The sequence below is a fragment of the Sphingomonas sp. genome (genome assembly GCF_013812825.1).
Taxonomy (GTDB): domain Bacteria; phylum Pseudomonadota; class Alphaproteobacteria; order Sphingomonadales; family Sphingomonadaceae; genus Sphingomicrobium.
Window position 1 is genome coordinate 1 of the sequence record NZ_JACCSU010000089.1, and the last position, 26,262, is coordinate 26,262.

The window sequence follows — 26,262 nt, forward strand, 5'->3', positions numbered from 1 at the left end:
CGTCGGAGCCGCGGCGGACGCGGTCTCGGCGCTCGGCAACCTCGGCTTCAAGCCCGCCGAGGCCGCCTCGGCAGTCGCGGCCGCTCAGGACGAGCTCGGCCCCGACGCCCAGCTCGATGCTCTGGTCCGGCTGGCGCTGAGGAAGGCGGCGAAGTGACGACCCGAACCGCCTCGTGCCGCTGCGGCCAGCTGCGCGCCACCGCGACCGGCGAGCCGGTGCGCGTGTCCGTCTGCCACTGCCTCGATTGCCAGAAGCGGTCGGGAAGCGCGTTCGCGGTGCAGGCGCGCTGGCCGGCCGGACAGGTCGAGATCGAGGGCCGGTCGAAGCCGTGGGTGAATATTGCCGACAGCGGCAACCGCATCACCTTCCACTTCTGCCCCGAGTGCGGCTCCGACGTACATTATGAGATCAACGGCAAATTCGATGGGCTGATCGCGATCCCGCTCGGAGCGTTTGCCGACCCGCACTTCCCGGCGCCGCACTTTTCGGTGTGGGAAGAGCGCAAGCATCCGTGGGTTGAGATTTGCGGCGATAGCGTCGAGCATTCGGACTGATGGCCACCGACCCCGCCCGAATCACCTCGCCCGAGCGTACCCCCGAGGATGCCGATGCGGCGCTTCGACCCAAGAGCCTCGACGAGTTCGTCGGCCAGCAGGGCGCGCGCGAGAACCTTCGGGTGTTCGTCAATGCGGCCAAGTCGCGCGGCGAGCCTCTCGATCATGTGCTGTTCCACGGCCCGCCGGGCCTCGGCAAGACGACTCTGGCCGGAATCCTCGCGCGCGAGATGGGCGTCGGCTTTCGCGCCACTTCCGGCCCGGTGATCGCCAAGTCGGGCGACCTTGCCGCTTTGCTGACCAATCTCGAGGACGGCGACGTGCTGTTCATCGACGAGATCCACCGGCTCCAGCCGGCGGTCGAGGAAGTGCTCTATCCGGCGATGGAGGACCGCGCCCTCGACCTGATGATCGGCGAGGGACCGTCGGCGCGTTCGGTGCGGATCGACCTGCCGCGCTTCACCCTGATCGGAGCGACGACCCGGCAGGGGCTGCTGACCACTCCGCTGCGCGACCGTTTCGGGATCCCGATTCGACTCAACTTCTACAGCGTCCCCGAGCTTGAGCAGGTCGTTCGGCGGGCGGCCGGCCTGCTCGGCGTCGATTTGAAGGACGACGGCGCCCACGAGATCGCTCGGCGGTCGCGCGGCACTCCGCGAGTCGCCGGGCGGCTGCTCCGGCGAGTGCGCGACTTCGCCCACGCGGTCGGAGCGAATTCGATCGACTTCGAGGTCGCCGACAAGGCCCTCGACCGGCTCGAGATCGACGCGCTCGGGCTCGACGCGATGGACCGGCGCTATCTGACGATGATCGCCGACATCTACGGCGGCGGTCCGGTCGGCATCGAGACGCTGGCGGCTGGCCTCTCCGAACCGCGCGACACCGTCGAGGACGTGATCGAGCCGTTCCTCATTCAGCTTGGCATCATCGCCCGAACGGCAAGGGGGCGCTGTTTGAATGGTCGCGGCTGGAAGCACCTCGGGCTCACTCCGCCCGCGGGAAGCCAGAGCGGCCTGTTTGACCAGGGAACAGCGCCCCAGTGAAGACAAGCGTGATCGGCTACTCAATGCTGGCGATACTGACGGCCCTGGCCGGGGCGCCCGCCGCCGCCCAGCCGGTCGCAGCGCCCGACTATTCGAAGGCTTCGAGCTGGCTGTGCATGCCGGGACGGAGCGACAGCTGCTCAAAGCCGCTGCCGACGACCGCGCTCAACCCCAACGGCTACGGCTCGACCGGCCTCAGCCCGGTCGCCGTCAATCCGCCGGTCGACTGCTTCTACGTCTACCCGACCGTGTCGCGCGACCGCGGAATGAACAGCGACCTCTTTCCCGACGCTTCCGAAGCCTCGGTCGTCCAGAGCCAGTTTGCGCGCTTCGCCGGAGCCTGCCGAACGTTCACTCCGCTTTATCGCCAGCTGACGGTCAGCGCGATCGCCGCATCCGCGATCGGAGCCAACCTCACCGCGCCGTCGGCGATCGCCTACCGCGATGTCGCCGCCGCCTGGCGTCGTTACCTCGCGGTCCACAACAAGGGGCGGCCGTTCGTCCTGGTCGGCCACAGCCAGGGATCGGCGCTGCTGCAGGAGCTGATCCGCCGCGAGATCGAGGGCAAGCCGGTCGCCCGGCAGATGCTTCGGGCGATCCTCCCCGGCTTCAACGTCCTGGTTCCGCAGGGCCGGCGGGTCGGCGGAAGCTTCAAGTCGACCCCGCTGTGCGGGTCGCCGGACGAGACCGGCTGCGTGATGACCTGGGTCAGCTATCGCGAGAACAATGTCCCTCCCGCCGGGGCGATGTTCGGAATGGCCTCGCCGCCCGGAATGACGGTCGGCTGCACCAATCCGGCGCGACCGGGCTCGACCCGCTGGGAAAGCTTCGACAGCTATTGGAACACAAGGCTCAACCTGCCGGTGCCGGGCGGGCCGATCGTCTGGTCTACCGAAGGCCGGCCGCCGACGCCGTTCCTGCGCACCGAGGGGCTGGTTTCCGGGCGGTGCGTCAACAACGGCCCGCGCGGCTATCTGTCAGTCCGAACCAACGCCGACCCGAGGGACAAGCGCACCGACCGAATCGGCGGCGAAGTCGGGATGCTGGGCATGTTCATCCCCGGCTGGGGAATGCACCTGGCGGATATCCCGATCGCCCAGGGCGACCTCGTCCGGGCCGTCGAGGAACTCGGGCGGACGAGGCGATAAGCCGTCACATTTGCCGCCTGAATCCACGCCCGTTAGAGCGGCCCAATGACTGCTTCACCCTTTGATCAGCCCTATCGCGGCGGCTTCGTCGGACCCGAGCATCGGTTCGCGCTGACCGTCTATTTCGAGGACACCGACACCGCCGGAATCGTCTATTACGCGAATTATCTGAAGTTCATGGAGCGCGCGCGATCCGACATGATCCGCGCCGCCGGGGTCGACCAGACCTCGGCCCATCACTCGGGCGGCGGCGCCTATGCGGTCGCCGAGGTCAACATCCGCTACCTCAAGCCGGCGCGGCTCGGCGACGACCTCGTCGTGGTCAGCACCGTCGACCAGGTCCGCGCCGTCTCGGTGCTCATTCACCAGCGAGTCATGCGCGGGTCCGAACAATTGACCGATGCGCGGGTCACCGCGGCTTTTCTCACCGCCGACGGCCAGCCGCAGCGCCAGCCCAGGGAGTGGGTCGAGCGATTCAAGGCAATCAGCGAAAGAACATGATGCGGCGCCCGGGTTTGAATCTGACCATGCTGATCGCGGGCCTGTCGGCCTCGGTCGCGGCGATCGCGCAGGACAAGCCGGCGACCGTGATCGCGGTTCCGCAGCTCGCGACGCCCGAGAATGTCGCGACCCCGGCCGGCGATACCGGCCTCATCGCCCGCTACGTCGCCGATGTCATCACATCCGACCTGCGCTCGACCCGCGAGCTGATGCCGATCGGGCCGGCCAACAGCCGAGTCTATTCCTATCCTGAGGCCACCGCCCCGTCGTTCGCCTTGTGGCGGGCGACCGGAGCAAAGGTTCTGGTCACCGGCTTCGTCCAGGCGCGCTCCGACGGGCGGCTGACCGTCGCCTGCTACCTCCACGACCTCGCCGGCGGTCGGGAGATCGCCCGCAAGGGCTTCGTTGTCGCCGCGTCGGAATGGCGACGCGCCGCCCACCGCTGCTCCGACACGGTCTATGAGAAGCTCGCCGGCCGGCCGGGATGGTTCGACACCCAGATCGCTTATGTCGCCGAGAGCGGCGCGAGCTCCAGCCGGGTCAAGCGGATCGCGCTGATGGACAGCGACGGCACCGCCCATCGCTACGTGACCGCGGGCGACACGACCGTTCTGGCCCCGCGAATGGGGCCTGGCGGCGAGCGCATCGCCTACGTCAGCTTCACCGGCGGGCAGGCGCATGTTCGGATCGTCGACGTCGAAAGCGGCAACGACCGGCCGCTACTGCCGGGCAATGCGACGAGCTTTGGGCCGGCGTTCTCGGCCGACGGCAAGCGGGTACTTTTCTCGATGGCGATGGACGGCAACACCGACGTCTACGTCGCCAATGCCGAAGGCGGGGGACTGCAGCGGCTGACCAGCACGCCGGGGATCGACACCGCGGCGAGCTTCTCGCCCGACGGCCGCCGGATCGTATTCGAAAGCGACCGGTCCGGGAGCCAGCAATTGTACGTGATGAACGCCGACGGCTCCGAGCAACGCCGGATCAGCTTTGGCGGCGTTCGCTATGCATCGCCCGCGTGGAGCGCGGACGGCGAACTGATCGCCTTCACCCGGATTGCCGGCAGCACGCTCAGCATCGGCGTGATGAGCGCGACCGGCAGCGAGGAGCGGGTCCTGACCTCGGGCCCGCAGGACGAGGGACCGAGCTGGTCCGCGGGCGGCCGCGACCTGCTGTTCCAGCGCAGCGTCGGCGCACGAAACGGCCTTTATGTGGTTTCGATCGAGGGCGGGACGCCGCGGCGGATGACCACTCCGCAGGACGGTTCCGACCCCGACTGGTCGACTCCGGGGAGCTGAGCAATGCGCCCAACGATCTTCGCCGCTCTGGCCCTGGCTTTGCTAGGCGGCGGCACGCTTGCAACCGCGCAGGTGATGCGCGGGTCGCCACCTGGCCTACCGCAGCGGGGCCTACCGCAGCGGGGGCTGCCGCAGCGGGGCCTGCCGCCGCCGCCGATGACCATCGAGATGCTGCAGTCGGATCTGGTCGCCAGGACCGGCAGCGATACGGTTTATTTCACCGGCAGCAGCCACGGCATCAATTCGGCCGGGCAAGCGACGCTCGTCGCCCAGGGCCGCTGGCTTCTCGCCAATCCGGCAATTCGAGCGCGCATCGAGGGCCATGCCGATGACCGCACCCCGCGCGACTATGCGCTGGCGCTTGGGGAGCGGCGGGCCAAGGCCGTCCGCGATTTCCTGGTTCTGCAGGGAGTTTCGCCCGCCCGGCTGACGACGATCAGCTGGGGCAAGGAACGGCCGGCCGTCGGCGGCTCGAACGAAATGGCGCTGGCCTTGAACCGGCGCGCCAGGACCGTTCTGATGCCCTAGGCGGCGTGGCGTTGCTGACCGGTGCCGAGCCACGCACGTGCCTGGCGCTGGGCCTCGGCGATTTCGCGAGCAGTCATTTCGATGGCGATTTCGGCCCGGCACTGCTGGCCGCGGGTGCAGCCCGAAAGGGCCGCCAGATTGAACCATTTGTGCGCCTCGATGAGGTCGACCGGCATTCCGCCGCGCCCCGTCGAATACGTCACCCCAAGCTCGAACAATGCATCGACATCACCGCGCTCGGCGTCGGCGAGATGGCTGCGAATCAGAAAATCCGCACCCTTCTGACTAATGGCACCCATCGGCTTATCCCCCTCTTTGCCTTGAGGGAGTTTTTCGGCGCTGCAATCCAAAGAAATGGTTAACGCGGCGATGACGCCCGCGGAGACTGGCCCGTTGCGACCGCGATATTGTCGATGAGCCGGGTGCCGCCGATGGTTGCCGCGGCGATCAGCCGCATCGCCCCGCGAGGCTCCTCGAGAGGCTCGAGCGTCCCGGCATCGACCAGGGCGACATAGTCGATGCTCGAGAAGCCGGCGGCGCGGATCGCCTCTTTCGCCCCCGCCAGCGCCGCATCGACCGGCTCCCCGGACAGGATTGCATCCCGGGCGGCCGCGAGCGCCTGCGGCAGGGCGACCGCCCGCTTGCGCTGGTCCGCGGACAAATAGGCGTTGCGCGACGACAAAGCGAGGCCGTCCTCGTCGCGGACCGTCGGCACTCCGACGATCTCGATCCCGAGACCGAGGTCGTCGGCCATTCGGCGGATCACCGCGAGCTGCTGGAAATCCTTTTCGCCGAACAAGGCGACGTCGGGCTTCACCGCCAGCAACAGCCTCGCGACGACGGTTGCGACGCCGTCGAAATGGCCGGGCCGCGCCTCGCCTTCCCAGCGTTCGCTCAGTCCCCGAACGCTCACCGTCGTTGCAAAACCCTCGGGGTAGATGTCGCCGACCGACGGCATCCACAGCAAGTCGCAGCCCGCCTGGCGAAGCATCTCGGCGTCGGCCGCCTCGTGCCGCGGATAGCGATCGAGGTCTTCATCGGCGCCGAACTGGAGCGGGTTGACGAAGATCGTCGCGACCACCCGGTCGGCGCGCCGCTTCGCCTCGGTGATCAGCGCCATGTGGCCGGCGTGCAAGGCGCCCATGGTGGGCACCAGCGCAACGCGATCGCCGCGGTTCTCGCCCTGGCTGGCCCGGAGTGCGAAAACTTCACCGGCGAGGGCTTCCAGGTCACGGATAATTTGCAAGGATTCCGCCCCTCCGATAGACTTTCCGCCAACGGCGCTTTGCGGCGCGCCGGGGGGAAAGATCAAGCGGCATGAGCGACCCTCATTTCATCATCTTCGCCAACGAAAAGGGCGGCACCGGCAAGTCGACCACCGCCGTCCACACGGCGATCGCTCTCGCCGCCTCCGGGCACCGCGTCGCGGCCCTCGACCTCGACGCGCGCCAGCGGACCATGGCCCGCTATCTCGAGAACCGCGACGCGACCATGCGGCGGCTCGACAAGGAGCTGCCGCAAGCGCGCTTCGAGGTGCTCGACGATCACACCGGCGAAGGCCTGGGAGCGGCTCTGGAGCGGCTCACGGAGGACGTTGATGTGATCGTCGTCGACACGCCGGGTCGCGACGACCCGGTCAGCCGCGCCGCGATCCTCAAGGCCGATACGCTGGTGACGCCGATGAACGACAGCTTCGTCGACCTCGACCTGATCGGCCAGGTCCATCCCGAAAATTACAAGATCACCAAGCCGAGCTTCTACGCCGAGCTGATCTGGAACAGCCGCACCGAGCGGGCCAAGAACACCGGCCGAAGCGTCGACTGGGTGGTGCTCCGCAATCGCCTGCAGCACGTCGACAGCCACAACCTCCGCCGAGTTGGGGCCGCGCTCGACGAGCTGGCCCGCCGGGTCGGGTTCCGGGTCATTCCGGGCCTGGGCGAGCGGGTGATCTACCGGGAATTGTTCCCCAAAGGCCTGACACTGCTCGACTTCGAGCATTTGGGCGAGGTCGGCATCGGCCACATCACCGCCCGCCAGGAGCTGCGCGAGATGATCGCCGGCCTCGGAATTCCGGAACCCGGAGCGAGCGTCCCCGAGCCGGTCGCCGCCGCCGGCTGAGCCTTTCCGCGGCCTCCCGAGTTATCATAGCATGAGCCATCAATTTCACGCGTCCATCCTGCGCGAATATGACGTCCGCGGGATCGTCGGCGAGACCCTGACCGATGCGGACGCCTACGCCCTTGGCCGAGGCTATGCGGCCTTGGCGACGGAGGAAGGCGGCCGACGCGTCGCCGTCGCCCGCGACGGGCGAACCCATTCGCCCGAGCTCGAGTCGGCGCTGGTCGAAGGGCTGACGCGGGGCGGGCTCGACGTGGTGCGGGTCGGCATGGGGCCCAGCCCGATGCTCTATTTCGCCACCTACCATCTGGGTGTCGACGGCGGCATCCAGGTCACCGGCAGCCACAACCCGGCCGACTACAACGGCTTCAAGATGCTCCTGAAAGCACGCTCGGTGTTCGGCGACGAGATCCAGGCGCTCGGGCGGCGATGCGCGGCGGGCGAATGGAGCGAAGGCTCGGGATCGGTCGAGAGCGCCGACATTGCCGACGCCTATGCCGACCGGCTGGTCGAGGATTTCGCCGGCGGTGAGTTCCGGATCGGCTGGGACGCCGGCAACGGCGCCGCCGGCCCGGTGCTCGAGAAGCTGGTCCAGCGGCTCCCGGGCGAGCACCACACCATCTTCACCGAAGTGGACGGCACCTTCCCCAACCATCACCCCGACCCCACCGTCGAGGCCAATCTCGCCGACCTGAAGGCGCTGGTTGCCGACAAAGGGCTCGACTTCGGCATTGCCTTCGACGGCGACGGCGATCGCATCGGAGCGGTTGACGGCCAGGGCCGCGTGATCTGGGGCGACCAGCTGCTGGCAATCCTCGCTGGCCCGGTGCTCGACGAAATTCCGGGCGCGACGATCATCGCCGACGTCAAGGCGAGCCAGATCCTGTTCGACCGAATCGCCGAACTGGGCGGCACGCCGCTGATGTGGAAGACCGGCCACAGCCTGATCAAGTCGAAGATGAAGGAAACCGGAGCGCCGCTCGCCGGCGAGATGAGCGGCCACATCTTCTTCAAGCACCGCTGGTACGGCTTCGACGACGCGCTCTACGCGGCGGTTCGGCTGATCGAGGCGGTGGAGAAATCGGGCAAGACCCTGACCCAGCTAATGGACGAAATGCCCAAATCCGTCGCCACCCCCGAAATGCGCTTCCCGGTCGAAGCAAGCCGCAAGTTCGCGGTGGTCGAGGAAGTGCTGGCGCGCCTGTCGGCCGACGGCGCCAGGGTCGACGCGACTGACGGAGCGAGGGTCAACACCACCGACGGCTGGTGGCTCCTCCGCGCCTCCAACACCCAAGATGTCCTCGTCGCTAGAGCCGAGGCGAGCGACGATGCTGGACTAAGCCGCCTAGTCGTGGACATCGACGAGCAATTGGCCAAGTCGGGCGTGAAGCGCATGGAAACAGTCTGTTGATCCGCCCATGCAGGCGTTTAGCCGATATTGGACTTTTGTAAGCTAAGAGCTCAGAAATGCGCACCCATGTTTAGGAATGCATTTTGGGTTATCGCACTGCTCTGTAGCGGATGCACGGCGCTTGCACAGGAAGTCCCGTTCGGCGGCATGAGTTACAAGAGAGTCACCGGCGAACAACTGCAAGCAGCCATTGTGAACAAACAGTTCGTGTTTGCGAAGCCGCAGACCGCTGCAGGCGAGATCATCATAACGAGCCCGCGGTGCGATCGGTTCTATCCGGACGGAACATATGTGATGTGTGGCGACAGGGTTCCTTTCATTCCTGGAATGTACGCGGTGTCGGAAGATCAGGTCTGTGCCGCCACATTCAGGACCAGTTGGTGCTGGCGACTCTATGAGCGGGCCGGGCACTACTTGCTGGAGCGCATTCCACTCGATCGATCAGCACGATTCGAAAGAGTGGAGATTAAGAGCCTGTAGGCCTCAATCATCCTCGTCCTCGTAGCCGACGAGGTTCAGCTCGCGCGCCTTGATCTGGTGGGTCATGCACCAGTGCAGAAGCGCGTCCTCGCGGCCGTGGGTGATCCACACTTCTTTCGGAGCGACGTCGCGGATGGTCTGGGTGAGCTCGTCCCAGTCGGCGTGGTCGGAGATCACCAATGGCAGCTCGACGTTGCGCTGGCGGGCGCGCTGGCGGATGCGCATCCAGCCTGACGCCATCGCCGTCACCGGATCGGGCAGCCGCCGCGACCAGCGGTCGTTCAATGCGCCGGGCGGGCAAATGACGATGTGCCCGGCCATCTCCTGCCTGGTCGCTCCGGCGCAGTGGCGAAGCTCGCCGAGCTCGACCCCGAACTGCTCGTAGAGCCGGCACAATCGCTCGATGGCGCCGTGGTAATAGATCGGCTCGTGATGGCCGCGGGCGCGAAGCTCGGTGATCACCCGCTGGGCCTTGCCGAGCGCGTAGGCGCCGACCAGCACGCAGCGCGACGGGTCCGAGTGCAGCCGGTGGAGCAGCCGGTCGATCTCGCTCCCCGTGTCGGGATGGCGGAACACCGGCAGCCCGAACGTCGCCTCGGTGATGAAGATGTCGCACGGAGTCGGCACGAACGGAGCGCAGGTGGGGTCCTCGCGCCGCTTGTAGTCGCCCGAGACCACCGCCCGCTCGCCGGCATGCTCGAGGACGATCTGCGCCGACCCCAGCACGTGCCCGGCGGGAACGAAGCTCACCTCGACGTCGCCGAGGCGCGCGCACTCGCCATAGGCCATCGGCCGCCCGGTCTGCTTGCCGTAGCGCACGCCCATGATCGCCAGGGTTTCGGGCGTCGCCCACACCTCGCCATGGCCGCCGCGAGCGTGGTCGGCGTGGCCGTGGGTGACCAGCGCGCGCGGCTTGGGCTCGGAGGGGTCGACCCAGGCGTCCGCCGGGCGCACATAGATGCCTTCAGGCGAAGGCTCGATCCAGGAACCCAGGCGGGCCATTGCGAGCTATAGTGAGTGAAATGCCGGGGGGTTCCCGGCCGACGGGAGACGATGAATGGACGAAACGCTGTCGACCCTGATGACCATCATTGGCCCGCTCATCCTGCTGGGTCTGCTGATCTGGCTGGTGATGCGCTCGCGCCGCCGAACCGACCAGACGACGAACACGACCGCACAGACCGAGGCGGGAACTCGCGCCGAATATGCGGACGAGGAGCGCCGCCGCCGCGAAGGGACCGACGGCCTCTGAGCGAAGCCGCGTTACCTGCGATCGTCCAGCACTGGTTCGAAGAGCGAGGCTGGGAGCCTCGCCGCCACCAGCTGGAAATGCTCGACCTGGCGCGGCGCGGCCGAAGCGGGCTGCTGGTTGCGGCGACCGGTGCCGGCAAGACTCTGGCCGGTTTCCTGCCGACGATCTGCGAGCTGATCGAACAGCCGGCCGAGGGGCTGCACACGCTCTACGTGTCGCCTCTGAAAGCGCTGGGGGTGGACGTCCAGCGCAACCTGCTCGGGCCGATCGGCGAGATGGACTTGGCCGTCCGGGTGGAAACCCGCAGCGGCGACACTCCGTCCGACCGCAAGGCGCGTCAGCGGGCGCGGCCGCCGCACATCTTGCTGACGACGCCCGAATCGCTGAGCCTGCTGCTGAGCTACCCCGACAGCGCCGGACTGTTCGAGGGGCTGAAAAGCATCGTCGTCGACGAGCTGCACGCATTCGCCAAGGAAAAGCGCGGCGACCTGCTGGCTCTGTCGATGGCCCGGTTGCAGAGGTTCGCCCCGGGGCTTCGGCGGGTCGGGCTGTCGGCGACGATCAGCGATCCCGAGGCCTACCGCGGCTGGCTGGCCCCGGACGCCGACGCCGATCTGGTCGACCTCATCACCGGCGATCCGGGAGCCGAGCCGGACCTGTCGATCCTGATCCCCGATGGCCAGATCCCGTGGTCCGGGCATTCCGGCCGCCACGCCGCGCGCGAGGTGATGGAACTGATCGAACGGCACCGGATGACCTTGCTGTTCTGCAACACGCGCAGCCTCGCGGAGCTCATTTTCCAGGACCTGTGGGCGGTCAACGACAAGGCGCTGCCGATCGGCATCCACCACGGCAGCCTGGCGCTCGAGGCCCGGCGCAAGGTGGAGGCGGCGATGAGCTCGGGGCGGCTGCGCGGCCTGGTCGCGACGTCCAGCCTCGACCTTGGCATCGACTGGGGCGACATCGACCTGGTCGTCCAGATGGGGGCGCCGAAGGGCAGCTCGCGCCTGCTGCAGCGGATCGGCCGCGCCAACCACCGGCTCGACGAGCCGAGCACCGGCATCATCGTCCCCGGCAACCGCTTCGAATATCTCGAGGCGCGCGCCGCCTTGGACGCGATCGACGACGGCGAGCTCGACCCCGAGAATTTCCGCCCCGGAGCGCTCGACGTGCTCGCCCAGCATATCCTCGCCCTCGCCTGCTCGGCGCCATTCGAGGAAGCCGAGCTGCTCGCCGAGCTGCGCTCCGCCGCGCCCTACGCGGGCCTTCGCGAGGAGACCTATACCGAAGTCCTCAATTTCATCGCCACCGGCGGCTATGCGCTCAAGGCCTACGACCGCTTCCGCCGGCTGGTGCGCGAGCCCGACGGCCGCTGGCGAATCGCCCGGCCGGGAATCGCCCTGCAGCACCGGCTCAACGCCGGCATCATCGTCGAGGCGCCGCTGCTGGTGGTGCGCTTCAAGAGCGGCCGCCGGCTCGGCACGGTCGAGGAGGGCTTCGCCAACACATTGGCGCCCGGCGACCATTTCTTCTTTTCCGGCCTCAGCCTCGAGGTCGAGCGCATCAAGGACGGCGAGATCTTCGTCCACGCCTCGTCCAAATCGGCGCGGATCGTCACCTACGGCGGCCAGCGCATGTCGATGTCGACCCACCTTGCCAACCGGGTCCGCCACATGCTGTGCGACCGCAACGACTGGCATCGGTTTCCCGATGGCGTCCGCGAATGGCTCGAGGTGCAGGACCGCCGCTCGACCCTGCCCGAGCCCGAGGAGCTGCTGGTCGAGACCTTCGAGCACCACCACCAATACTACATGGTCGCCTACAGCTTCGAAGGCTGGAACGCGCACCAGTCGCTGGGAATGCTGATCACCAAGCGGATGGAGAATCTGGGCCTCAAGCCGATGGGCTTCGTCGCCAACGATTACGGCCTCGCCTGCTATGGCCTCGAGCCGATCCGCGACCCCAAGGCGCTGTTCTCCCCCGACATCCTCGAGCAGGAATTCGTCGACTGGGTCGAGCAATCCTACCTTCTGAAAAGCGCCTTTCGCGAGGTCGCGGTGATCGGCGGGCTGGTCGAGCGCCACCACCCGGGCAAGCGCAAGTCCGGCCGCCAGGTGAGCTTCTCGACCGACCTCATCTACGACGTGCTGCGGCGCTACGAGCCCCAGCACCTGCTGCTGCGCGCCGCCTGGGACGACGCCCGCGCCCGGATGACCGAGCTTGGGCGGCTGGTGCGGCTGGTCGACCGCGCATCGGCGACCATGGTCCATGTCGAGGCCGACCGAATCACGCCGATGGCGGTGCCGCTGATGGTGATCGTCGGCCGCGAGGCGATGCCGCCCGGCGGCGAGGCCGACGAGACCCTGCTGATCCAGGCCGAATCGCTGGCGCAGGAGGCGATGGCGGTCTGAGGTTGGCAACGCCGGACCAAAGCGAGTAGCGCGCCTGGCGTGCGCTATTTCCTCGACACCGAATTCAATGGCTTCGGCGGAGCGCTTCTGAGCCTCGCGCTGGTGCCCGAGGACGGCGAGGAATTTTACGTGACATTGGAGTGCGACGACCCCGTGTTTCCATGGGTCGAGCGCAATGTCGTGCCCTATCTCGACCATGTGCCGGTCGGCCTGGTTTCGCCGCGGATGACCCGCCGCGAAGCCGCGGCCGCGCTGTCGGCCTACCTCGCCACCGACCCGCAGCCCGAACTGGTCGCCGATTGGCCGGAGGATGTCACCCAATTCTGCTCGCTGCTAATGATCGGGCCGGGGCTGATGGTCCCGGTGCCGCCGCTGACCTTCCGGCTGCTGCCGCTGCAGGGATTCAGCCCGGCCGCCAACAGCGCCGTTCCGCACAACGCGCTGCACGACGCGCGCTCGCTCCGCGACCATTTCTGCAGCCTCTTGGATTAGACGGGGATATCGGGTTTAACGAGGCCATGGTTCCCTTTTCGTTCGCAGGTGAAACATTCGTCGCCGGGCCCGAAGGCGCGCTCTACTGGCCGGCGCAGCAAGCGCTTCTGGTGGCCGATCTGCATCTCGAGAAGGCGAGTTGGTTCGCTCGCCTCGGGCAGTTCCTGCCGCCCTACGATTCGCATGCGACGCTGAGCGCGCTCTTACGTGAGCTCGAGCGGAGCGGCGCCCGGCGGCTCTATTGCCTCGGCGACAGCTTCCACGACCGTTTCGGCTGCGATCGCCTGCCGGCGGCGGCGCGCGATTTGCTGGTGCGGATGACCTCGGCGCTCGACTGGGTGTGGATCGTCGGCAATCATGACCCCGGCTTCTCCGACCACTGCGGCGGCCGGCTCGCCGAGGAGCTGGAAGTGGCGGGGGTTATCCTTCGTCATGAAGCCGTGCGCGGCGAACCGCGCCCCGAACTGTCCGGCCATTTCCACCCCAAGCTGAGACTGCAGCTGCAAGGGCGGCGGGTGTCCCGGCGCTGCTTCGTGGTTTCGGATACCAAGCTGATCCTGCCGGCGTTCGGGTCGCTGACCGGCGGCCTCGACGCAACCCATCCCGAGATCCTCGACCATGTCGGCAGCGATGCGGCGGCGCTGGTCCCGCTGTCCGACCGGCTGCTTCGCTTTCCACTCGCCGCTTGAGCCTACTCGGCGACGCGCACCTCGATCGCCATGGTGCCGGTCGGCGACAGCAGCAGCCGGGCGATCGCCGGCCGCTTGCGTGCGAAGGTCGCCGCCTGGAGCTCGTTGCGGGCAGCGTGGCGGTCGAAGTCGAAGCCCAGCGCCTTGGCGGAGTGCATCAGCCGGTCGAGGTGCTGATCGATGTCGAGAATGCCCTCGTCGGGGTCGAACCGCATCGTTTCGGTGAGGTCGCTGGTATCGCCGGGATTGGTCATCGCGCTCCCTTAATCGGCGTCGAGAGCGGTCAGGGCAAGGCTTGGGCGATTGCACCCTCGCCTGTGCGCTCCTAGATCGGGGCGCATGAGAGCTTTTTGCAATGGAGCCCTGGCGCTGGGGCTGCTGCTCGGCGCCGGCGCGGCGCACTCGCAGCCGATCGACCCGAAGGTCAAGGCGCGGATCGACCGGATCCTCAAGCGCACACCATTGATCGACGGGCACAACGACCTGCCGTGGGAGCTTCGCGAGACTCACGGCAGCCGAGTCGAGGGTCTCGAGAGCGGAGGCGCGGCCCGTGACAAGCCGCTGATGACCGACATTGCGCGGCTTCGCGCCGGACGCGTCGGCGGCCAGTTCTGGTCGGTCTATATCACGGGTACGATCACCGGAGACGCGGCGCTCAGGGCCGTGATCGAGCAGATCGACACGACGCGGCGCATCATCGAAGCCTATCCCGACGACCTCGAGCTCGCCTCGACCGCCGACGATGTCGTCCGCATCCATCGCTCCGGGAAGATCGCCTCGATGCTCGGAATGGAGGGCGGCCGCGGAATTGCCGGATCGATGCCGGCGCTGCGCCAATTCTACAATCTGGGCGTGCGCTACATGACTTTGACCCACAACCAGACGACGGAGTGGGCCGACAGCGCCACCGATGAGCCGAAACACGATGGGATCAGTCCGTTCGGTGCCCAGGTCGTGGCCGAAATGAACCGGTTGGGCATGCTCATCGACCTCAGCCACGTCTCACCCGACGCGATGAAGGACGCGCTCGCCATGAGCCGGGCGCCGGTCATCTTCTCCCACTCCAATGCCTTCACCCGCAACCCGCACCCGCGCAACGTGCCCGACGACGTGCTGCGCCTGCTGCCGGCCAACGGCGGGGTGGTGATGGTCAATTTCTATCCGGTGTTCCTGTCGGCGCAGGTGCGCGAATGGGCGGTCCGGCGGTCGATGGAGGAAACGCGCCTGAAGGCCTATTATCCGTTCAGCGCGAAAGCGGTTGAAGACGGCCTGAAGCGCTGGGAAGCGGCCAATCCGCGACCGCCGGTGCCCGTCTCGGCCGTCGCCGATCATATCGAGCATATCGCGCGCGTGGCGGGGCACGACCATGTCGGCATCGGCGGCGACCTCGACGGCATCCCCTACTCCGCTGTCGGGCTGGAGAGCGTCGCCGGCTATCCATTGCTATTTGCCGAGCTGATCCGGCGCGGGTGGAGCGACTCGAACGTCGCCAAGCTTGCCGGCGGCAACATTCTTCGAGCCATGCGGCGAGCCGAAGCCGTGGCGGCGTCGATGAAGGACCAGCCGCCGTCGGCGGCGGCGCTCGAACCGACCAACTAGACTGGCCGCCTTTCACGTCTGGAGTTTCGCTTTGCGTCGAATCTTTCTCGCTTTTGCCACCGCTGCGCTCGCCTTGTCCGCACCGGCGCTGGCCGAAGTTCCGAAGCCTGCCGCGCTCACCGCCGACGGAATTCCGCCGGTCCCCGACGAGCTCGCGACGACCAGCCGCCCGTATATGGAGTTTCGTTCCGCCGGCTTTGCCGGCTGGCACCCGACCGACCGCTCGATGCTGATTGCGACTCGCTTCGCCAACACCAACCAGCTGCACACGGTCGCGACACCGCTCGGGATGCGTCGCCAGATCAGCTTCGAGCCCGAGCCGGTCGGCGGCGACTGGTCCCCCAAGGGCGACGTATTGCTCGTCACCAAGGACGTCGGCGGCGACGAATTCTACCAGCTGCACACACTCGCCAACGGCCGGCTGAGGCTGCTCACCGACGGCAAGAGCCGCAACAATTTCGGCACTTGGGACAAGGAAGGGCGGCTGATCGGCTACAGCTCGACCCGACGCAACGGCACCGACACCGATCTCTACGTGATGGACCCGCGCAATCCGCGCACCGACCGCAGGGTCGCGCGGGTCAAGGGCGGCGGCTGGGAGATCCTCGACTTCGCTCCCGGCGGCCGACGCGCGGCGGTGCTCGAATATATCTCGATAACCAAGAGCAACCCGTTCGTGCTCGACGTGGCCACCGGCAAGCTGACCGCGATCGGCGATCATTCCAAGGCGATCTCCTACGGCGACATGGAATTCGCTCCCGACGGGACGCTTTGGGTGACCTCCGATGAGGGGAGCGACGTCCAGCGGCTCGGCACCCTCGACCCGCAGACCGGCCGCTTCCGGCCGGTGACCCGGGAGGGGCGCTGGGACGTCGAGGACTTCGCGATCAGCAAGGACGGCCGGACCATCGCCTATGTCGTCAACCAGGCGGGTAGCAGCCGGCTGGTCCTGCTCGACCCGGCAACCGGCGCCGTACGGCCGGTGCCGGGGCTGCCCGCAGGTCGGGTCTACGGTCTCGAGTTCGCTCCATTGGGGCCGCTCGGCTTCACCTTGACGTCGGCGAAGAGCCCGGCCGACGCCTTTTCGCTCGATCCCGCGACGCTTCGAGTGACCCGCTGGACCGAGAGCGAGACCGGCGGCCTTGACCCCCGAGCGAATGTCGAGCCCGAGCTCGTCGAGGTCAGGAGCTTCGACGCAGAGCCGATCTCCGGCTTTCTCTATCGCCCCGACGCGCGGCGATTCCCCGGCAAGCGGCCGCTGATCGTCAACATCCACGGTGGGCCCGAAAGCCAGGCTCGGCCCGGCTTCCTCGGCCGCAACAACTATCTCATCAACGAGCTCGGAATCGCGATCTTCTACCCCAACGTCCGCGGCTCGTCCGGCTACGGCAAGCGCTTCGTCAGCCTCGACAACGGGCCGTTCCAGCGCGAAAATTCAGTCAAGGACATCGGCGCCTTTCTCGATTGGCTGGCAAGCGACCCGGGGCTCGATTCCACTAGAATGGCGGTCACCGGCGGCAGCTACGGCGGCTACATGTGCTACGCGTCGGCGATCTTCTATTCCGCGCGGTTCAAGGGCGCGCTGTGCAACGTCGCCATTTCCAACTTCGTCACTTTCCTCGAGAACACGCAAAGCTACCGGCGCGATTTGCGCCGCGTCGAATATGGCGACGAGCGGGATCCGGCGCAGCGCGCCAAGCTGCTCGAGATCGCGCCTCTGCGGCGAATCGCCGAGATCCGCTCGCCCCTCTATGTGGTCCAGGGTGCCAACGACCCGCGAGTCCCCAAGTCCGAAGCCGACCAGATCGTCAAGGCGGTCCGCGCGCGCGGCAACGACGTCTGGTACCTGGTCGGCGAGAATGAGGGCCACGGCTTCTCGAAGAAAGAGAACCAGGACTATCTGTTTTGGACGACCTTGATGTTCTGGCAGAAGAACCTGCTCGCAAAATGACCGTGCCTCCGCTTCGGGCGGCGATCATCCCGGTCACCCCGCTGCAGCAAAACTGCACCCTGCTGTGGTGCACCGAAACCATGCGGGGCGCGTTCGTCGACCCCGGCGGAGATCTGCCGCGGCTGAAGTCGGCGGCGGAGCAGGCGCAGGTGAAGATCGAGAAGATCCTGCTGACCCATGGCCATATCGATCATTGCGGATCGGCCGGAATCCTCGCCGAGGAGCTCGGAGTGCCGATCGAAGGTCCGCACGAGGACGATCTGTTCTGGATCGCCCAGCTCGAGGAGGACGGCGCCCGCTACGGGATTCCGGGCCGGCCGTTCACGCCGGAGCGCTGGTTGGCTGACGGCGATCGGGCGACGGTCGGCCAGCTGACGTTCGATGTCCGGCACTGTCCGGGCCACACCCCCGGCCACGTCGTCTTCCATCATCCGGAATCGAAGCTGGCGCTGGTCGGCGACGTGCTGTTCAAGGGCTCGGTCGGCCGCTGGGATTTCCCGCTCGGCGACCAGCAGCAATTGATCCGTTCGATCACCACGAGGCTGTGGCCGATGGGGGACCAGACCGCATTCGTGCCGGGACACGGCCCGATGTCGACCTTCGGCCACGAGCGCGCGACCAACCCTTATGTCGGCGACCGGGCGCTGGCAGCGGCCTGAAGCTTGCGCTCGGTAGGCTTTGCGCTATAGGAGCCGCGGTTCGCGACGATCCGGCCGCCGCCGCGGGGCTTACCCGTTGAGAATAGGCGCAGATCGTCGCAATTTTTATTCGTTGAAAAAGCAGGTGCCGCAATGGCTGTCCCCAAGAGAAAAACTTCGCCCTCCAAGCGCAACATGAGGCGCAGCCACCATGCGCTCAAAGCCGCGAGTTTCCAGGAGTGCCCGAACTGCGGCGAGCTCAAGCTGCCGCACAATCTGTGCGCCGCCTGCGGCCATTATAACGGCCGCGAGGTGGTTTCGAGCGAGGCCTGAGCGGCGGCTGTAGCGGGGGGCGCTCGCCGATGGATTCGGGACCCAGAATCGCGATTGACGCCATGGGCGGCGACACCGGCCCGGCGGCAACGCTCGCCGGAGCTTCCCGGGCCAGGCGGCTCGACCCCTCCCTCCAGTTCCTGTTCTTCGGCGACGAGAATTTGATCCAGGCGGAGCTCAAGAAGCATCGCAACCTTGGATCTCGAATCACCGTCGCCCACACCGCGGAATCGATCGCTCCGAGCGAAAAGCCGAGCCAGGCCATTCGCCGTGCCCGAAGTACTTCGATGGGCATGGCGATCAATGCGGTGAAGGAAGGCAAGGCCGACGCGGCGCTGTCGGGGGGCAACACGGGCGCGATGATGGCGATGGCCAAGCTTGCGCTTCGCACCATGCCCGGCATCGACCGGCCCGCGCTCGCCGCGCTCCTGCCGACGCTGGGCGAGCATGACTGCGTGATGCTCGATCTGGGCGCCAACACCGAATGCGACGCGCAGAACCTCGTTCAGTTCGCCGTCATGGGCTCGGCCTATGCTCGAACCGTGCTCGGAATCGACAAACCGCGCGTCAAGCTCCTCAACATCGGCACCGAGGAATTGAAAGGCACCGACGAGCTCAAGGAGGCCGCCGGCCTGCTGCGCGATGCCAATTACCTGCCGCTGCGCTTCAACGGCTTCACCGAGGGCGATCAGCTGTCGCGCGGGAATGTCGACGTGGTCGTGACCGACGGCTTTTCGGGCAACATCGCGCTGAAGACCGCCGAGGGCACCGCGCGCTTCGTCACCGACCTGCTGCGCCGCGCGTTCAAGAGCTCGCTTCGATCAAAGGCCGGCTTCGCCTTGTCGCGGCCGGCGCTCAACCTCCTCAAGGTCGAGCTGGACCCCAACAATCATAACGGCGCCGTTTTCCTCGGCCTGAACGGGCTGGTCGTGAAGAGCCACGGAGGCGCCAATCCAAAGGGCGTCGCCAACGCCATCGGAGTCGCGGCGCGGATGGTGCGCAACAACATCACCCGCAAGATCGGCGAAGACCTCGACAACTTCCGCGCCCACGCCTTCAATCACGAGGCGGCGTGATGGCCAGGCGCTCGGTGATCCTCGGCACCGGCTCGGCGCTTCCCAAACGGCGACTCGACAACGCCGAGCTGTGCGAAACGGTCGACACCTCCGATCAGTGGATCGTCGAGCGAACCGGAATCCGCACCCGCTACATCGCCGGTGACGGCGAGACGACCGCGACGCTGGCGGCGGAATCGGCCCGCAACGCGCTCGAACATGCGGGCATCGATGCAACCGAGATCGACCTGATCGTTCTCGCCACCGCGACCCCCGACCAGACCTTCCCGTCGTCGGCCACCAAGGTCCAGGCGATGCTCGGGATCCCCGACTGCGTCGCGTTCGACGTCCACGCAGTGTGCACCGGCTTCCTCTACGCACTCAGTGTCGCCGACTCGATGCTGCGTTCGGACAACGGCACCAAGGCGCTGGTGATCGGCTCTGAGACGTTCAGCCGGATCCTCGACTGGGAGGACCGGGCGACCTGCGTCCTGTTCGGCGACGGAGCCGGCGCGCTGGTCCTCGGGACCGAGGAGGGCGAGCGCGGAATCCTGGCGACCAAGCTTCATGCCGACGGTCGCCACAACGACCTGCTGTTCGTCGATGGTGGCCCGTCCACCACCGGCACGGTTGGCAAGCTCAGGATGAAGGGCCGCGAGGTCTTCCGCCATGCGGTCATCAACCTTGCCGACGTGCTGACCGAGGTGCTGGGCGAGGCCGGGCTCACGTCCGCGGACGTCGACTGGATCGTCCCCCACCAGGCGAACGCCCGGATTCTCGACGCGACGGCAAAAAAGCTCGGAGTCTCGACCGACAAGATCGTCGTCACCGTCGACCAGCACGCCAACACATCGGCTGCGTCGGTTCCGCTGGCCTTGGACACTGCCGTTCGGGACGGCCGGATCAAGCGCGGCGACCTCATCGTCCTGGAAGCGATGGGCGGTGGATTTACCTGGGGCGCGGCGGCGCTCAGGTATTGATAAATCTCGAAAATTAAGGGAAATGTCGAATTGCCGACACGGCGGGTTTCAGTTAGGTTGATGTTTATTGGCGGCCGGGGGCGCGCCGCTCAACGCGGGAGAAGAACATGGCGGATCTTGGGATAGCCCGGTTGGGTAAGGAAGCGGGCGTCGGAGGAACCTTGACCCGCGCCGACCTCGCCGATGTCGCCCATCGCAAGCTCGGCCTGTCCCGCGCTGAGTCGGCCAATGTGGTGGAACGCGTGCTTCACCACATGTGCCATTCGCTCGCCGTCGGCAAGAACGTGAAGATCTCCGGCTTCGGCAGCTTCATCCTTCGTGACAAGGGCCAGCGCGTCGGCCGCAATCCCAAGACCGGCGTTGAGGTGCCGATCGCCCCGCGCCGGGTGATGACCTTCCGCGCCAGCCAGATCATGCGCGACAGGATCGCAAAATAGAATCTGAGATGGCGACAGCCGAAAAGGCAGCCGGCGCGTTCAAGACGATCGGCGAGCTTTCGCAGGAGTTGGGGGTCGCCCAGCACATCCTGCGCTACTGGGAAACCAAGTTCCCGCAGCTGAAGCCGCTGCAGCGCGCCGGCAATCGCCGGTATTACCGCCCCGCCGACGTCGACCTGGCGCGCCGGATCCACCGGCTGCTCAGCCAGGACGGCTACACCGTCCGCGGGGTTCAGAAGCTGCTTCGCGACCGCATGGGCTCGTCCGAGAGCCCGCCGGCGACGACTCCCGCGGCGGCGGCGGCGCAGCCGGTCCCGTCGACCGCCCCGGAGCAGCCGAGCGGCGGAGTCGAGGTGACGCGCCTAGTCGCGTTACGCGATCGGCTCGCCCGCGCGCTCGACGAATAGCTCGCTGCTCGACGCAGCTGCGTGGAGCCGCGACTGCGTGACCCGTTCGATCGCAATGTCCAGCGGTACCCGCCGAACCCGCGCCGCCGGCGGAAACGCGGACAGCAGCCGCGACGGCAGCGCCGCCGAAAGGATGACAAAGATACCGTGATCCTCGTTGCGGCGAATCAGGCGCCCGAACGCCTGCGCCAGCCGCGCCCGAACGACTCGATCGTCGTACAGGCTGCCGCCGCCGGCCATCCGCCGCGCGGCGTGAAGCACCGTCGGCCGCGGCCAAGGCACCCGCTCCATCACCACCAGCCGAAGCGAATTGCCCGGCACATCGACCCCGTCGCGAAGCGCGTCGGTGCCGAGCAGCGACGTGCTTGGGTCGTCGCGGAAGATATCGACCAGCGTCCCGGCGTCGATCGGGTCGACGTGCTGGGCGAGCAACGGCAGGCCGGCGCGGGCAAGGCGGTCGGCGATTCGCGCGTGTACGGCCTTCAATCGCTGGATCGCGGTGAACAAGCCGAGCGCTCCGCCACCCGCGGCCTCGATCAGCCGCGCATAGGCGCCGGCCAGCGCCGCCGGGTCGCCCTGCTTGACGTCCGTGACGATCAGCACTTCCGAGCAGGCTCCATAATCGAACGGGCTCTCCGCCTCGAAGTGCGCGGGCGCGCGCGGCAGATGGAGTGCTCCGGTCCGCGCTTCCGCCGCCGGCCAGCCGTCGCCTCCGCGCAGGGTGGCCGAGGTGACCAGCACCCCATCGGCTTGGCCCATCACTGCTCCAGCCAGCGGGCGCGTCGGGTCGAGCCAGCGACGATGGATTGCGACGTCATATTCGCGGCCCTCGGCTCGCTCGATCGCCAGCCAGTCGACGAAATTCGGATCGGCCGAGCCACCGACCCGGCCCAAGAGCGCGATCCAGGCGGCCAGCGTCTCGCGCCTCCAGGCGAGCCCGCGAATCGCGCCCTCGACCCGCGCTCGCGCCTGGCTGTCGAGCCAGTCGGGCGCATCCTCGAGCACCGCCTCGAGCCGCCGGGCGAGCGCCGCCAGCGGCTTTTGCAGCGCTTCCAGGGTCTCCAGCGCCGCCGCGGCTGCGGCGACCAATTGTCCGTCGGGCTCGGCGAGCTCGGTTTCGAGACCGTAGCCGGCCTCCTGCGCCTTGGCGCGCGCGTAGACCGTGCCCCGGACCTCGGCGAGCAGGGCCTCGACGGATCCGAAAGGATCGCCTTCCGCAACCCTCGCCAGCCAGCCGTCGGACGGCAGCGCCCGCGCCGCCTCGATCGCCGCCTCCAGCGCCTGGCCGCCTTCCTCGTCGTACGAGGCGACGTCCATCAGCCGCGCCGCAAGCCCTCGCCGCCGTCCCCGCGAGCCGCCCTCCGGCCCGACGATCCAGCGTCGCAGCTCGATCGCTTCCTGGCCTCCGAACGCGACTGCGAACGTCGAATCGGCGGCTTCGAACAGATGGTGCCCTTCGTCGAACAGGATTCGCGAGGGCGCGCTCTCCCGGGCCCGGGCGGCGTTGATCATCACCAGCGCATGGTTGGCGATGACGATGTCGGCCTCGCGCCCGGCCCGTTCGGCCCGCTCGATGAAACAGCGGCGATAATGCGGGCAGCCGGCGTAAACGCACTCGCCGCGCCGGTCGGTCAGAGCGGCCGAGCCGGCGCGGCGGAACAGGCTCGGCAGCCAGCCCGGAAGATCGCCGCCGACCATGTCGCCGTCGCGCGTGTAGGCGGCCCAGCGGCCGACCAGATGGGCGAGGATCGCGGCGCGCCCGGCGAACGCGCCCTGCATCGCGTCCTCGAGGTTGAGCAGGCACAGATAATTCTCTCGGCCCTTGCGGATCACGATCTTTTTCGAGCGCTCGACGGGATCGCCGAACAGCCGCGAACCCTCGGCATCGAGCTGGCGCTGCAGCGCCTTGGTGAAGGTCGATACCCAGACGGTCCCACCCGATGCCTCCGCCCACAGCGAAGCCGGGGCAAGGTAAGCGAGCGTCTTGCCGATGCCGGTTCCGGCTTCGGCGAGCAGCATGTTGGGCGATCCCTCGCCGGGCTTGGGGGCGAACACCGAGGTGACCGCGGCGGCCATCGCCCGCTGCCCCTCGCGCGGCTCGGACGCTGCACCGGTTAGCTTATCGAGCTTTGCCTGCGCGGCCGCCGGATCGATCGAGACGGTGCGCGGCGGCGGCGGGTCGGCGGCTTCTTCCCACTGGGCGAGGCGCGAGAACAGCATCCGCTCGCCGCGCTCGGGCTGCTCGAGCCGCGCGGAGATCAGCGGCGCCCAGCCCCATCCGAGCCGCGCCAGGGTCGCGTTCGCGGTCCAGGCGCCCTCGCGCTCCGGCCACCGATCGTCCTTGAGAGTGGCGAGCAGCTTCGCCGCCATCGCCGGCAGCAAGGCGGCGGCTTCGGACTCGCCGGCCGGCGGCTCCAGCCCGAGCGCCCGGCTGAGCCCGGCCGCCGTCGGCTCCGCAAAGCGGGCGGGATGGATGAAGGCGAACAGCTCGAGCAGGTCGAGGCCGGACAAATCGGGGTAGCCGAGCCGCTGCCCGATCAGCGGGGCGTTGAGGATGATGTGCGGAGTCTCGGCCGCGCGCGCGATCGCTTCGCCGCGCCCAACTTCTCGTACCAAGGGCGCTTCCCGAAGCTCGCCGTCGGGGCCGCACAGCCAGATGCCCGCATGGGTTGCGTGGAGCGCAGGAAGAGGCAAAGGAGCGGCCATATCGCGACCTTGGCGGCATGAGAACAGAAGAGCAACGGAATTGGACTCAGAAACCCTCCGATCCACCGCGATGCAATCAAAGGCCTGGCCCTATGAGGAAGCCCGCAAGCTGCTCAAGCGCTGGCCGGAGGGGAAACCCGAGCCGATGCTGTTCGAAACCGGCTACGGCCCGTCGGGACTGCCGCACATCGGCACGTTCAACGAGGTGCTTCGAACGACCTTCGTCCGCAACGCTTTCCACGAGCTGACCGGGCAGCCGACGCGGCTGGTCGCGTTCAGCGACGACATGGACGGGCTTCGCAAGGTGCCGGACAATTTGCCCAACCCGGAAATGCTTGCCGAGCATCTCGGACGGCCGCTGTCTCGGATTCCCGATCCGTTCGGCAAGCACGAGAGCTTCGCTCACCACAACAATGCGATGCTCCGCCATTTCCTCGACCGCTTCGGTTTCGATTACGAGTTCCTCTCGGCGACCGACTGCTATTCGAGCGGCCGGTTCGACGCGGGAATCCGCAACGTGCTGCGCAATTGGGATGCAGTGCTGGAAGTGATGCTTCCGACCCTGCGCGAGGAGCGGCGGCAGACCTATTCCCCCATCCTGCCGGTCTCGCCGGCCAGCGGGCGGGTGCTGCAGGTGCCGGTCGAGGTGGTCGATGCCGAGGCCGGAACCATTGCCTTCGACGACGAGGAGGGCGGACGAATCACCCAGTCGGCGCTCGGCGGAATGGCCAAGCTGCAGTGGAAAGTCGACTGGGCGGCGCGCTGGGTCGAGCTCGGGGTCGATTACGAGATGTCGGGCAAAGACCTGATCGAGTCGGTGGTCCAGTCGGGCAGGATCGCGCGGATCCTCGGCGGCAAGCCGCCCGAGGGCTTCAACTTCGAAATGTTCCTCGACGAGAACGGCGAGAAGATCTCCAAGTCGAAGGGCAACGGCCTCAGCCTCGAGCAATGGCTGCGCTACGGGAGCGAGGAGAGCCTCGCCTTTTTCATCTACCGCGAGCCGAAAAAGGCGAAGAGCCTGCACCTCGGCGTGATTCCGCGAGCGGTCGACGAATATTGGCAGTTCCGCGGCAATTATGCCGAGCAGCCGATCGAGCAGAAACTCGGCAACCCGGTCCATCACATCCACTCGGGCGAGGTTCCCGGCGGCACTCTGCCGCTGACCTACGGGCTGCTGCTCAATCTCGTCAGCCTGCCGGGCTGCGGCGACAAGGACACGGCGTGGAAATTCGTCCAGCGCTACGCGCCGGGGACCTCACCCGAGAGCCACCCGGAGCTCGACGAGCTGATCGGCCTCGCGGTCAATTACGCGCGCGATTTCGTCGCTCCCACCCTCAAGCGCCGGCCGCCGACGGAAATGGAAGCGGCGGCGCTGCGCGAGCTCGATCAGGGCCTCGCGCAGCTGCCCGCCGACGCGGAGCCCGAGACGATCCAGCATCTGGTGTTCGAAGTCGGCAAGCGCCATCCGTTCGACAGCCTGCGCGACTGGTTCCAGGCGCTGTACGAAACCCTGCTCGGCTCGAGCCAGGGCCCGCGCATGGGCAGCTTCATCGCCCTCTACGGAGTCGACAACAGCCGCCGTCTGATCGCCGAGGCGTTAGCCAGCGGCGGCTGAAGAGTTCCTAATGTCCGTTTTCGACCCAAAGCGGACATTGGGGCACTTGCGGAGCTCGCGCGATACCCTCATCTCCTACTTCACCCATCTACGCCATTTCGCCGCGGAAGCTTGATTATGGAGATCAGACTGCCCGCTCCCGTAAATGTGCGACTGCTTGCGACGGCAGCATGGGTGGAAGGCGGACATTCCTTTTCCGTGGTAAGAAGGTTCGCGCCCGCCGTCATCGCCCAGGTGGCGCCAGAATGCCGCCGGCATTCCTGCCGTCGGCGTCGAGTGCGGCCGACATTGTCACCTCGCCCTTGGCAAACACCAGGTTGTAGACGTCGTCGCCCCTCGGGCCACGCCCGCGGAAAGTCACCGACTTCAGCTCGCCCATCGAGCTGAACATGGGATGTGTCATGGGCAGGTCCCGGCGGACGACTTCGGCGAACTGTGGAGAGAGCTTGGCGTAGTCGGGCGAGCCGCTCGCCAGTCCGGCGACAAGTCTCCGCAGGGCGGCCTCGGTGCCGGCGGTCGGCCCCGAGCCGGTGGCAAGAACCTGTACTCCCGGCGCTCCCTCAGGTCGGAGGATACCCCCGGCCATCCTGCCGTCGGCGTCGAGTCTGGCCGACA

28 protein-coding genes and 1 pseudogene are annotated in these 26,262 nt (G+C 67.4%); 23 read left to right on the forward strand and 6 right to left on the reverse strand.

The window, feature by feature from the left end; all coding sequences use genetic code 11:
• The 7 genes and pseudogenes from H0T81_RS11745 to H0T81_RS11775 all read left to right on the forward strand — a co-directional run.
• Positions 1-157 (forward strand): annotated as a pseudogene (locus tag H0T81_RS11745) (Holliday junction branch migration protein RuvA); the annotation flags it as partial.
• Positions 154-555: a GFA family protein gene (locus tag H0T81_RS11750; protein ID WP_294013397.1), complete on the forward strand. Its 402-nt coding sequence runs from the start codon at positions 154-156 to the stop codon at positions 553-555. The pseudogene H0T81_RS11745 and the gene H0T81_RS11750, both read left to right, overlap by 4 nt.
• Positions 555-1,598, forward strand: a complete 1,044-nt coding sequence (gene ruvB / locus H0T81_RS11755) for a Holliday junction branch migration DNA helicase RuvB (protein ID WP_294013399.1) — start codon at positions 555-557, stop codon at positions 1,596-1,598. Before H0T81_RS11750 ends, ruvB begins: the two co-directional genes overlap by 1 nt.
• A complete protein-coding gene (locus H0T81_RS11760; protein WP_294013402.1) occupies positions 1,595-2,746 on the forward strand; it encodes a DUF3089 domain-containing protein in 1,152 nt (383 codons plus the stop codon). Before ruvB ends, H0T81_RS11760 begins: the two co-directional genes overlap by 4 nt.
• Before the next feature lie 45 nt (positions 2,747-2,791).
• Positions 2,792-3,247, forward strand: coding sequence for a YbgC/FadM family acyl-CoA thioesterase (locus tag H0T81_RS11765; RefSeq protein ID WP_294013405.1), 456 nt, complete (start codon positions 2,792-2,794; stop codon positions 3,245-3,247).
• 26 nt (positions 3,248-3,273) lie between these two features.
• Entirely contained in the window at positions 3,274-4,545 is a 1,272-nt protein-coding gene (tolB, locus tag H0T81_RS11770; RefSeq protein WP_294013407.1) for a Tol-Pal system beta propeller repeat protein TolB, read from the forward strand.
• 3 nt (positions 4,546-4,548) lie between these two features.
• Positions 4,549-5,073, forward strand: a complete 525-nt coding sequence (locus H0T81_RS11775) for an OmpA family protein (protein WP_294013410.1) — start codon at positions 4,549-4,551, stop codon at positions 5,071-5,073.
• Here the strand turns inward: H0T81_RS11775 and H0T81_RS11780 are convergent.
• Positions 5,070-5,372: a hypothetical protein gene (locus H0T81_RS11780; protein ID WP_294013460.1), complete on the reverse strand. Its 303-nt coding sequence runs from the start codon at positions 5,370-5,372 to the stop codon at positions 5,070-5,072. The two genes, H0T81_RS11775 and H0T81_RS11780, sit on opposite strands and share 4 nt — an antisense overlap.
• Before the next feature lie 59 nt (positions 5,373-5,431).
• On the reverse strand, positions 5,432-6,319 hold the full coding sequence (gene panC, locus H0T81_RS11785) for a pantoate--beta-alanine ligase (protein ID WP_294013412.1): 888 nt from the start codon (positions 6,317-6,319) through the stop codon (positions 5,432-5,434).
• A 71-nt stretch (positions 6,320-6,390) separates the two neighbouring features.
• Between panC and H0T81_RS11790 the strand changes: the two genes are divergently transcribed.
• The 3 genes from H0T81_RS11790 to H0T81_RS11800 all read left to right on the forward strand — a co-directional run bounded on the left by H0T81_RS11790 (position 6,391) and on the right by H0T81_RS11800 (position 9,082).
• Positions 6,391-7,191 carry a division plane positioning ATPase MipZ gene (locus H0T81_RS11790; protein ID WP_294013414.1) on the forward strand — a complete coding sequence of 267 codons (801 nt, stop codon included), beginning with the start codon at positions 6,391-6,393 and terminating at the stop codon, positions 7,189-7,191.
• 31 nt (positions 7,192-7,222) lie between these two features.
• Positions 7,223-8,602 (forward strand): phosphoglucomutase/phosphomannomutase PgmG, encoded by a 1,380-nt coding sequence (pgmG, locus tag H0T81_RS11795; protein ID WP_294013416.1) that lies wholly within the window; start codon positions 7,223-7,225, stop codon positions 8,600-8,602.
• A 147-nt stretch (positions 8,603-8,749) separates the two neighbouring features.
• Entirely contained in the window at positions 8,750-9,082 is a 333-nt protein-coding gene (locus H0T81_RS11800) for a hypothetical protein (RefSeq protein WP_294013419.1), read from the forward strand.
• Between the two features lie 3 nt (positions 9,083-9,085).
• Here H0T81_RS11800 and H0T81_RS11805 read toward each other — a convergent pair whose 3' ends face one another.
• Complete coding sequence (locus tag H0T81_RS11805; protein ID WP_294013463.1) at positions 9,086-10,075, reverse strand: ligase-associated DNA damage response exonuclease; 990 nt, start codon at positions 10,073-10,075, stop codon at positions 9,086-9,088.
• A 64-nt stretch (positions 10,076-10,139) separates the two neighbouring features.
• On the opposite strand from H0T81_RS11805, the gene H0T81_RS11810 reads away from it, so the two are divergent.
• From H0T81_RS11810 to pdeM, 4 genes are read left to right on the forward strand one after another with little or no spacing between them, the layout of a single operon-like run.
• On the forward strand, positions 10,140-10,334 hold the full coding sequence (locus H0T81_RS11810; protein ID WP_294013470.1) for a hypothetical protein: 195 nt from the start codon (positions 10,140-10,142) through the stop codon (positions 10,332-10,334).
• Complete coding sequence (locus tag H0T81_RS11815; protein ID WP_294013468.1) at positions 10,331-12,745, forward strand: ligase-associated DNA damage response DEXH box helicase; 2,415 nt, start codon at positions 10,331-10,333, stop codon at positions 12,743-12,745. The genes H0T81_RS11810 and H0T81_RS11815 overlap by 4 nt, the downstream gene beginning before the upstream one ends.
• 39 nt (positions 12,746-12,784) lie before the next feature.
• On the forward strand, positions 12,785-13,237 hold the full coding sequence (locus tag H0T81_RS11820) for a hypothetical protein (protein ID WP_294013422.1): 453 nt from the start codon (positions 12,785-12,787) through the stop codon (positions 13,235-13,237).
• A gap of 26 nt (positions 13,238-13,263) precedes the next feature.
• A complete protein-coding gene (gene pdeM, locus H0T81_RS11825; protein WP_294013425.1) occupies positions 13,264-13,926 on the forward strand; it encodes a ligase-associated DNA damage response endonuclease PdeM in 663 nt (220 codons plus the stop codon).
• A 2-nt stretch (positions 13,927-13,928) separates the two neighbouring features.
• Here the strand turns inward: pdeM and H0T81_RS11830 are convergent, their stop codons facing one another.
• A complete protein-coding gene (locus tag H0T81_RS11830) occupies positions 13,929-14,180 on the reverse strand; it encodes an aminotransferase class IV (protein ID WP_294013428.1) in 252 nt (83 codons plus the stop codon).
• Between the two features lie 85 nt (positions 14,181-14,265).
• Here H0T81_RS11830 and H0T81_RS11835 point away from each other — a divergent pair, with 85 nt between their 5' ends.
• From H0T81_RS11835 to H0T81_RS11870, 8 genes are all read left to right on the forward strand, one after another.
• Entirely contained in the window at positions 14,266-15,525 is a 1,260-nt protein-coding gene (locus tag H0T81_RS11835) for a dipeptidase (protein ID WP_294013431.1), read from the forward strand.
• Positions 15,526-15,556: 31 nt separating this feature from the next.
• Positions 15,557-17,476 carry a prolyl oligopeptidase family serine peptidase gene (locus H0T81_RS11840; protein WP_294013434.1) on the forward strand — a complete coding sequence of 640 codons (1,920 nt, stop codon included), beginning with the start codon at positions 15,557-15,559 and terminating at the stop codon, positions 17,474-17,476.
• Positions 17,473-18,135 (forward strand): MBL fold metallo-hydrolase, encoded by a 663-nt coding sequence (locus H0T81_RS11845; protein WP_294013437.1) that lies wholly within the window; start codon positions 17,473-17,475, stop codon positions 18,133-18,135. The genes H0T81_RS11840 and H0T81_RS11845 overlap by 4 nt, the downstream gene beginning before the upstream one ends.
• A gap of 132 nt (positions 18,136-18,267) precedes the next feature.
• Positions 18,268-18,447: a 50S ribosomal protein L32 gene (gene rpmF / locus H0T81_RS11850; RefSeq protein WP_294013440.1), complete on the forward strand. Its 180-nt coding sequence runs from the start codon at positions 18,268-18,270 to the stop codon at positions 18,445-18,447.
• Positions 18,448-18,476: 29 nt separating this feature from the next.
• The gene (gene plsX / locus H0T81_RS11855) at positions 18,477-19,523 is read left to right on the forward strand and encodes a phosphate acyltransferase PlsX (protein WP_294013443.1); all 1,047 of its coding nucleotides are present in this window, start codon (positions 18,477-18,479) and stop codon (positions 19,521-19,523) included.
• Positions 19,523-20,482 carry a beta-ketoacyl-ACP synthase III gene (locus H0T81_RS11860; RefSeq protein WP_294013446.1) on the forward strand — a complete coding sequence of 320 codons (960 nt, stop codon included), beginning with the start codon at positions 19,523-19,525 and terminating at the stop codon, positions 20,480-20,482. The genes plsX and H0T81_RS11860 overlap by 1 nt, the downstream gene beginning before the upstream one ends.
• Positions 20,483-20,589: 107 nt before the next feature.
• Positions 20,590-20,919, forward strand: coding sequence for an integration host factor subunit alpha (locus H0T81_RS11865; RefSeq protein WP_294013448.1), 330 nt, complete (start codon positions 20,590-20,592; stop codon positions 20,917-20,919).
• Between the two features lie 8 nt (positions 20,920-20,927).
• Positions 20,928-21,326: a MerR family transcriptional regulator gene (locus tag H0T81_RS11870; RefSeq protein ID WP_294013450.1), complete on the forward strand. Its 399-nt coding sequence runs from the start codon at positions 20,928-20,930 to the stop codon at positions 21,324-21,326.
• Here H0T81_RS11870 and H0T81_RS11875 read toward each other — a convergent pair.
• Positions 21,291-24,032 carry an ATP-dependent DNA helicase gene (locus tag H0T81_RS11875; RefSeq protein ID WP_294013452.1) on the reverse strand — a complete coding sequence of 914 codons (2,742 nt, stop codon included), beginning with the start codon at positions 24,030-24,032 and terminating at the stop codon, positions 21,291-21,293. The two genes, H0T81_RS11870 and H0T81_RS11875, sit on opposite strands and share 36 nt — an antisense overlap.
• 40 nt (positions 24,033-24,072) lie before the next feature.
• Between H0T81_RS11875 and H0T81_RS11880 the strand changes: the two genes are divergently transcribed.
• Entirely contained in the window at positions 24,073-25,647 is a 1,575-nt protein-coding gene (locus H0T81_RS11880; RefSeq protein ID WP_294013454.1) for a lysine--tRNA ligase, read from the forward strand.
• 223 nt (positions 25,648-25,870) lie between these two features.
• Here H0T81_RS11880 and H0T81_RS11885 read toward each other — a convergent pair.
• Positions 25,871-26,262: hypothetical protein (locus H0T81_RS11885; protein WP_294013457.1), on the reverse strand; the 392-nt coding region annotated here is incomplete at its 5' end.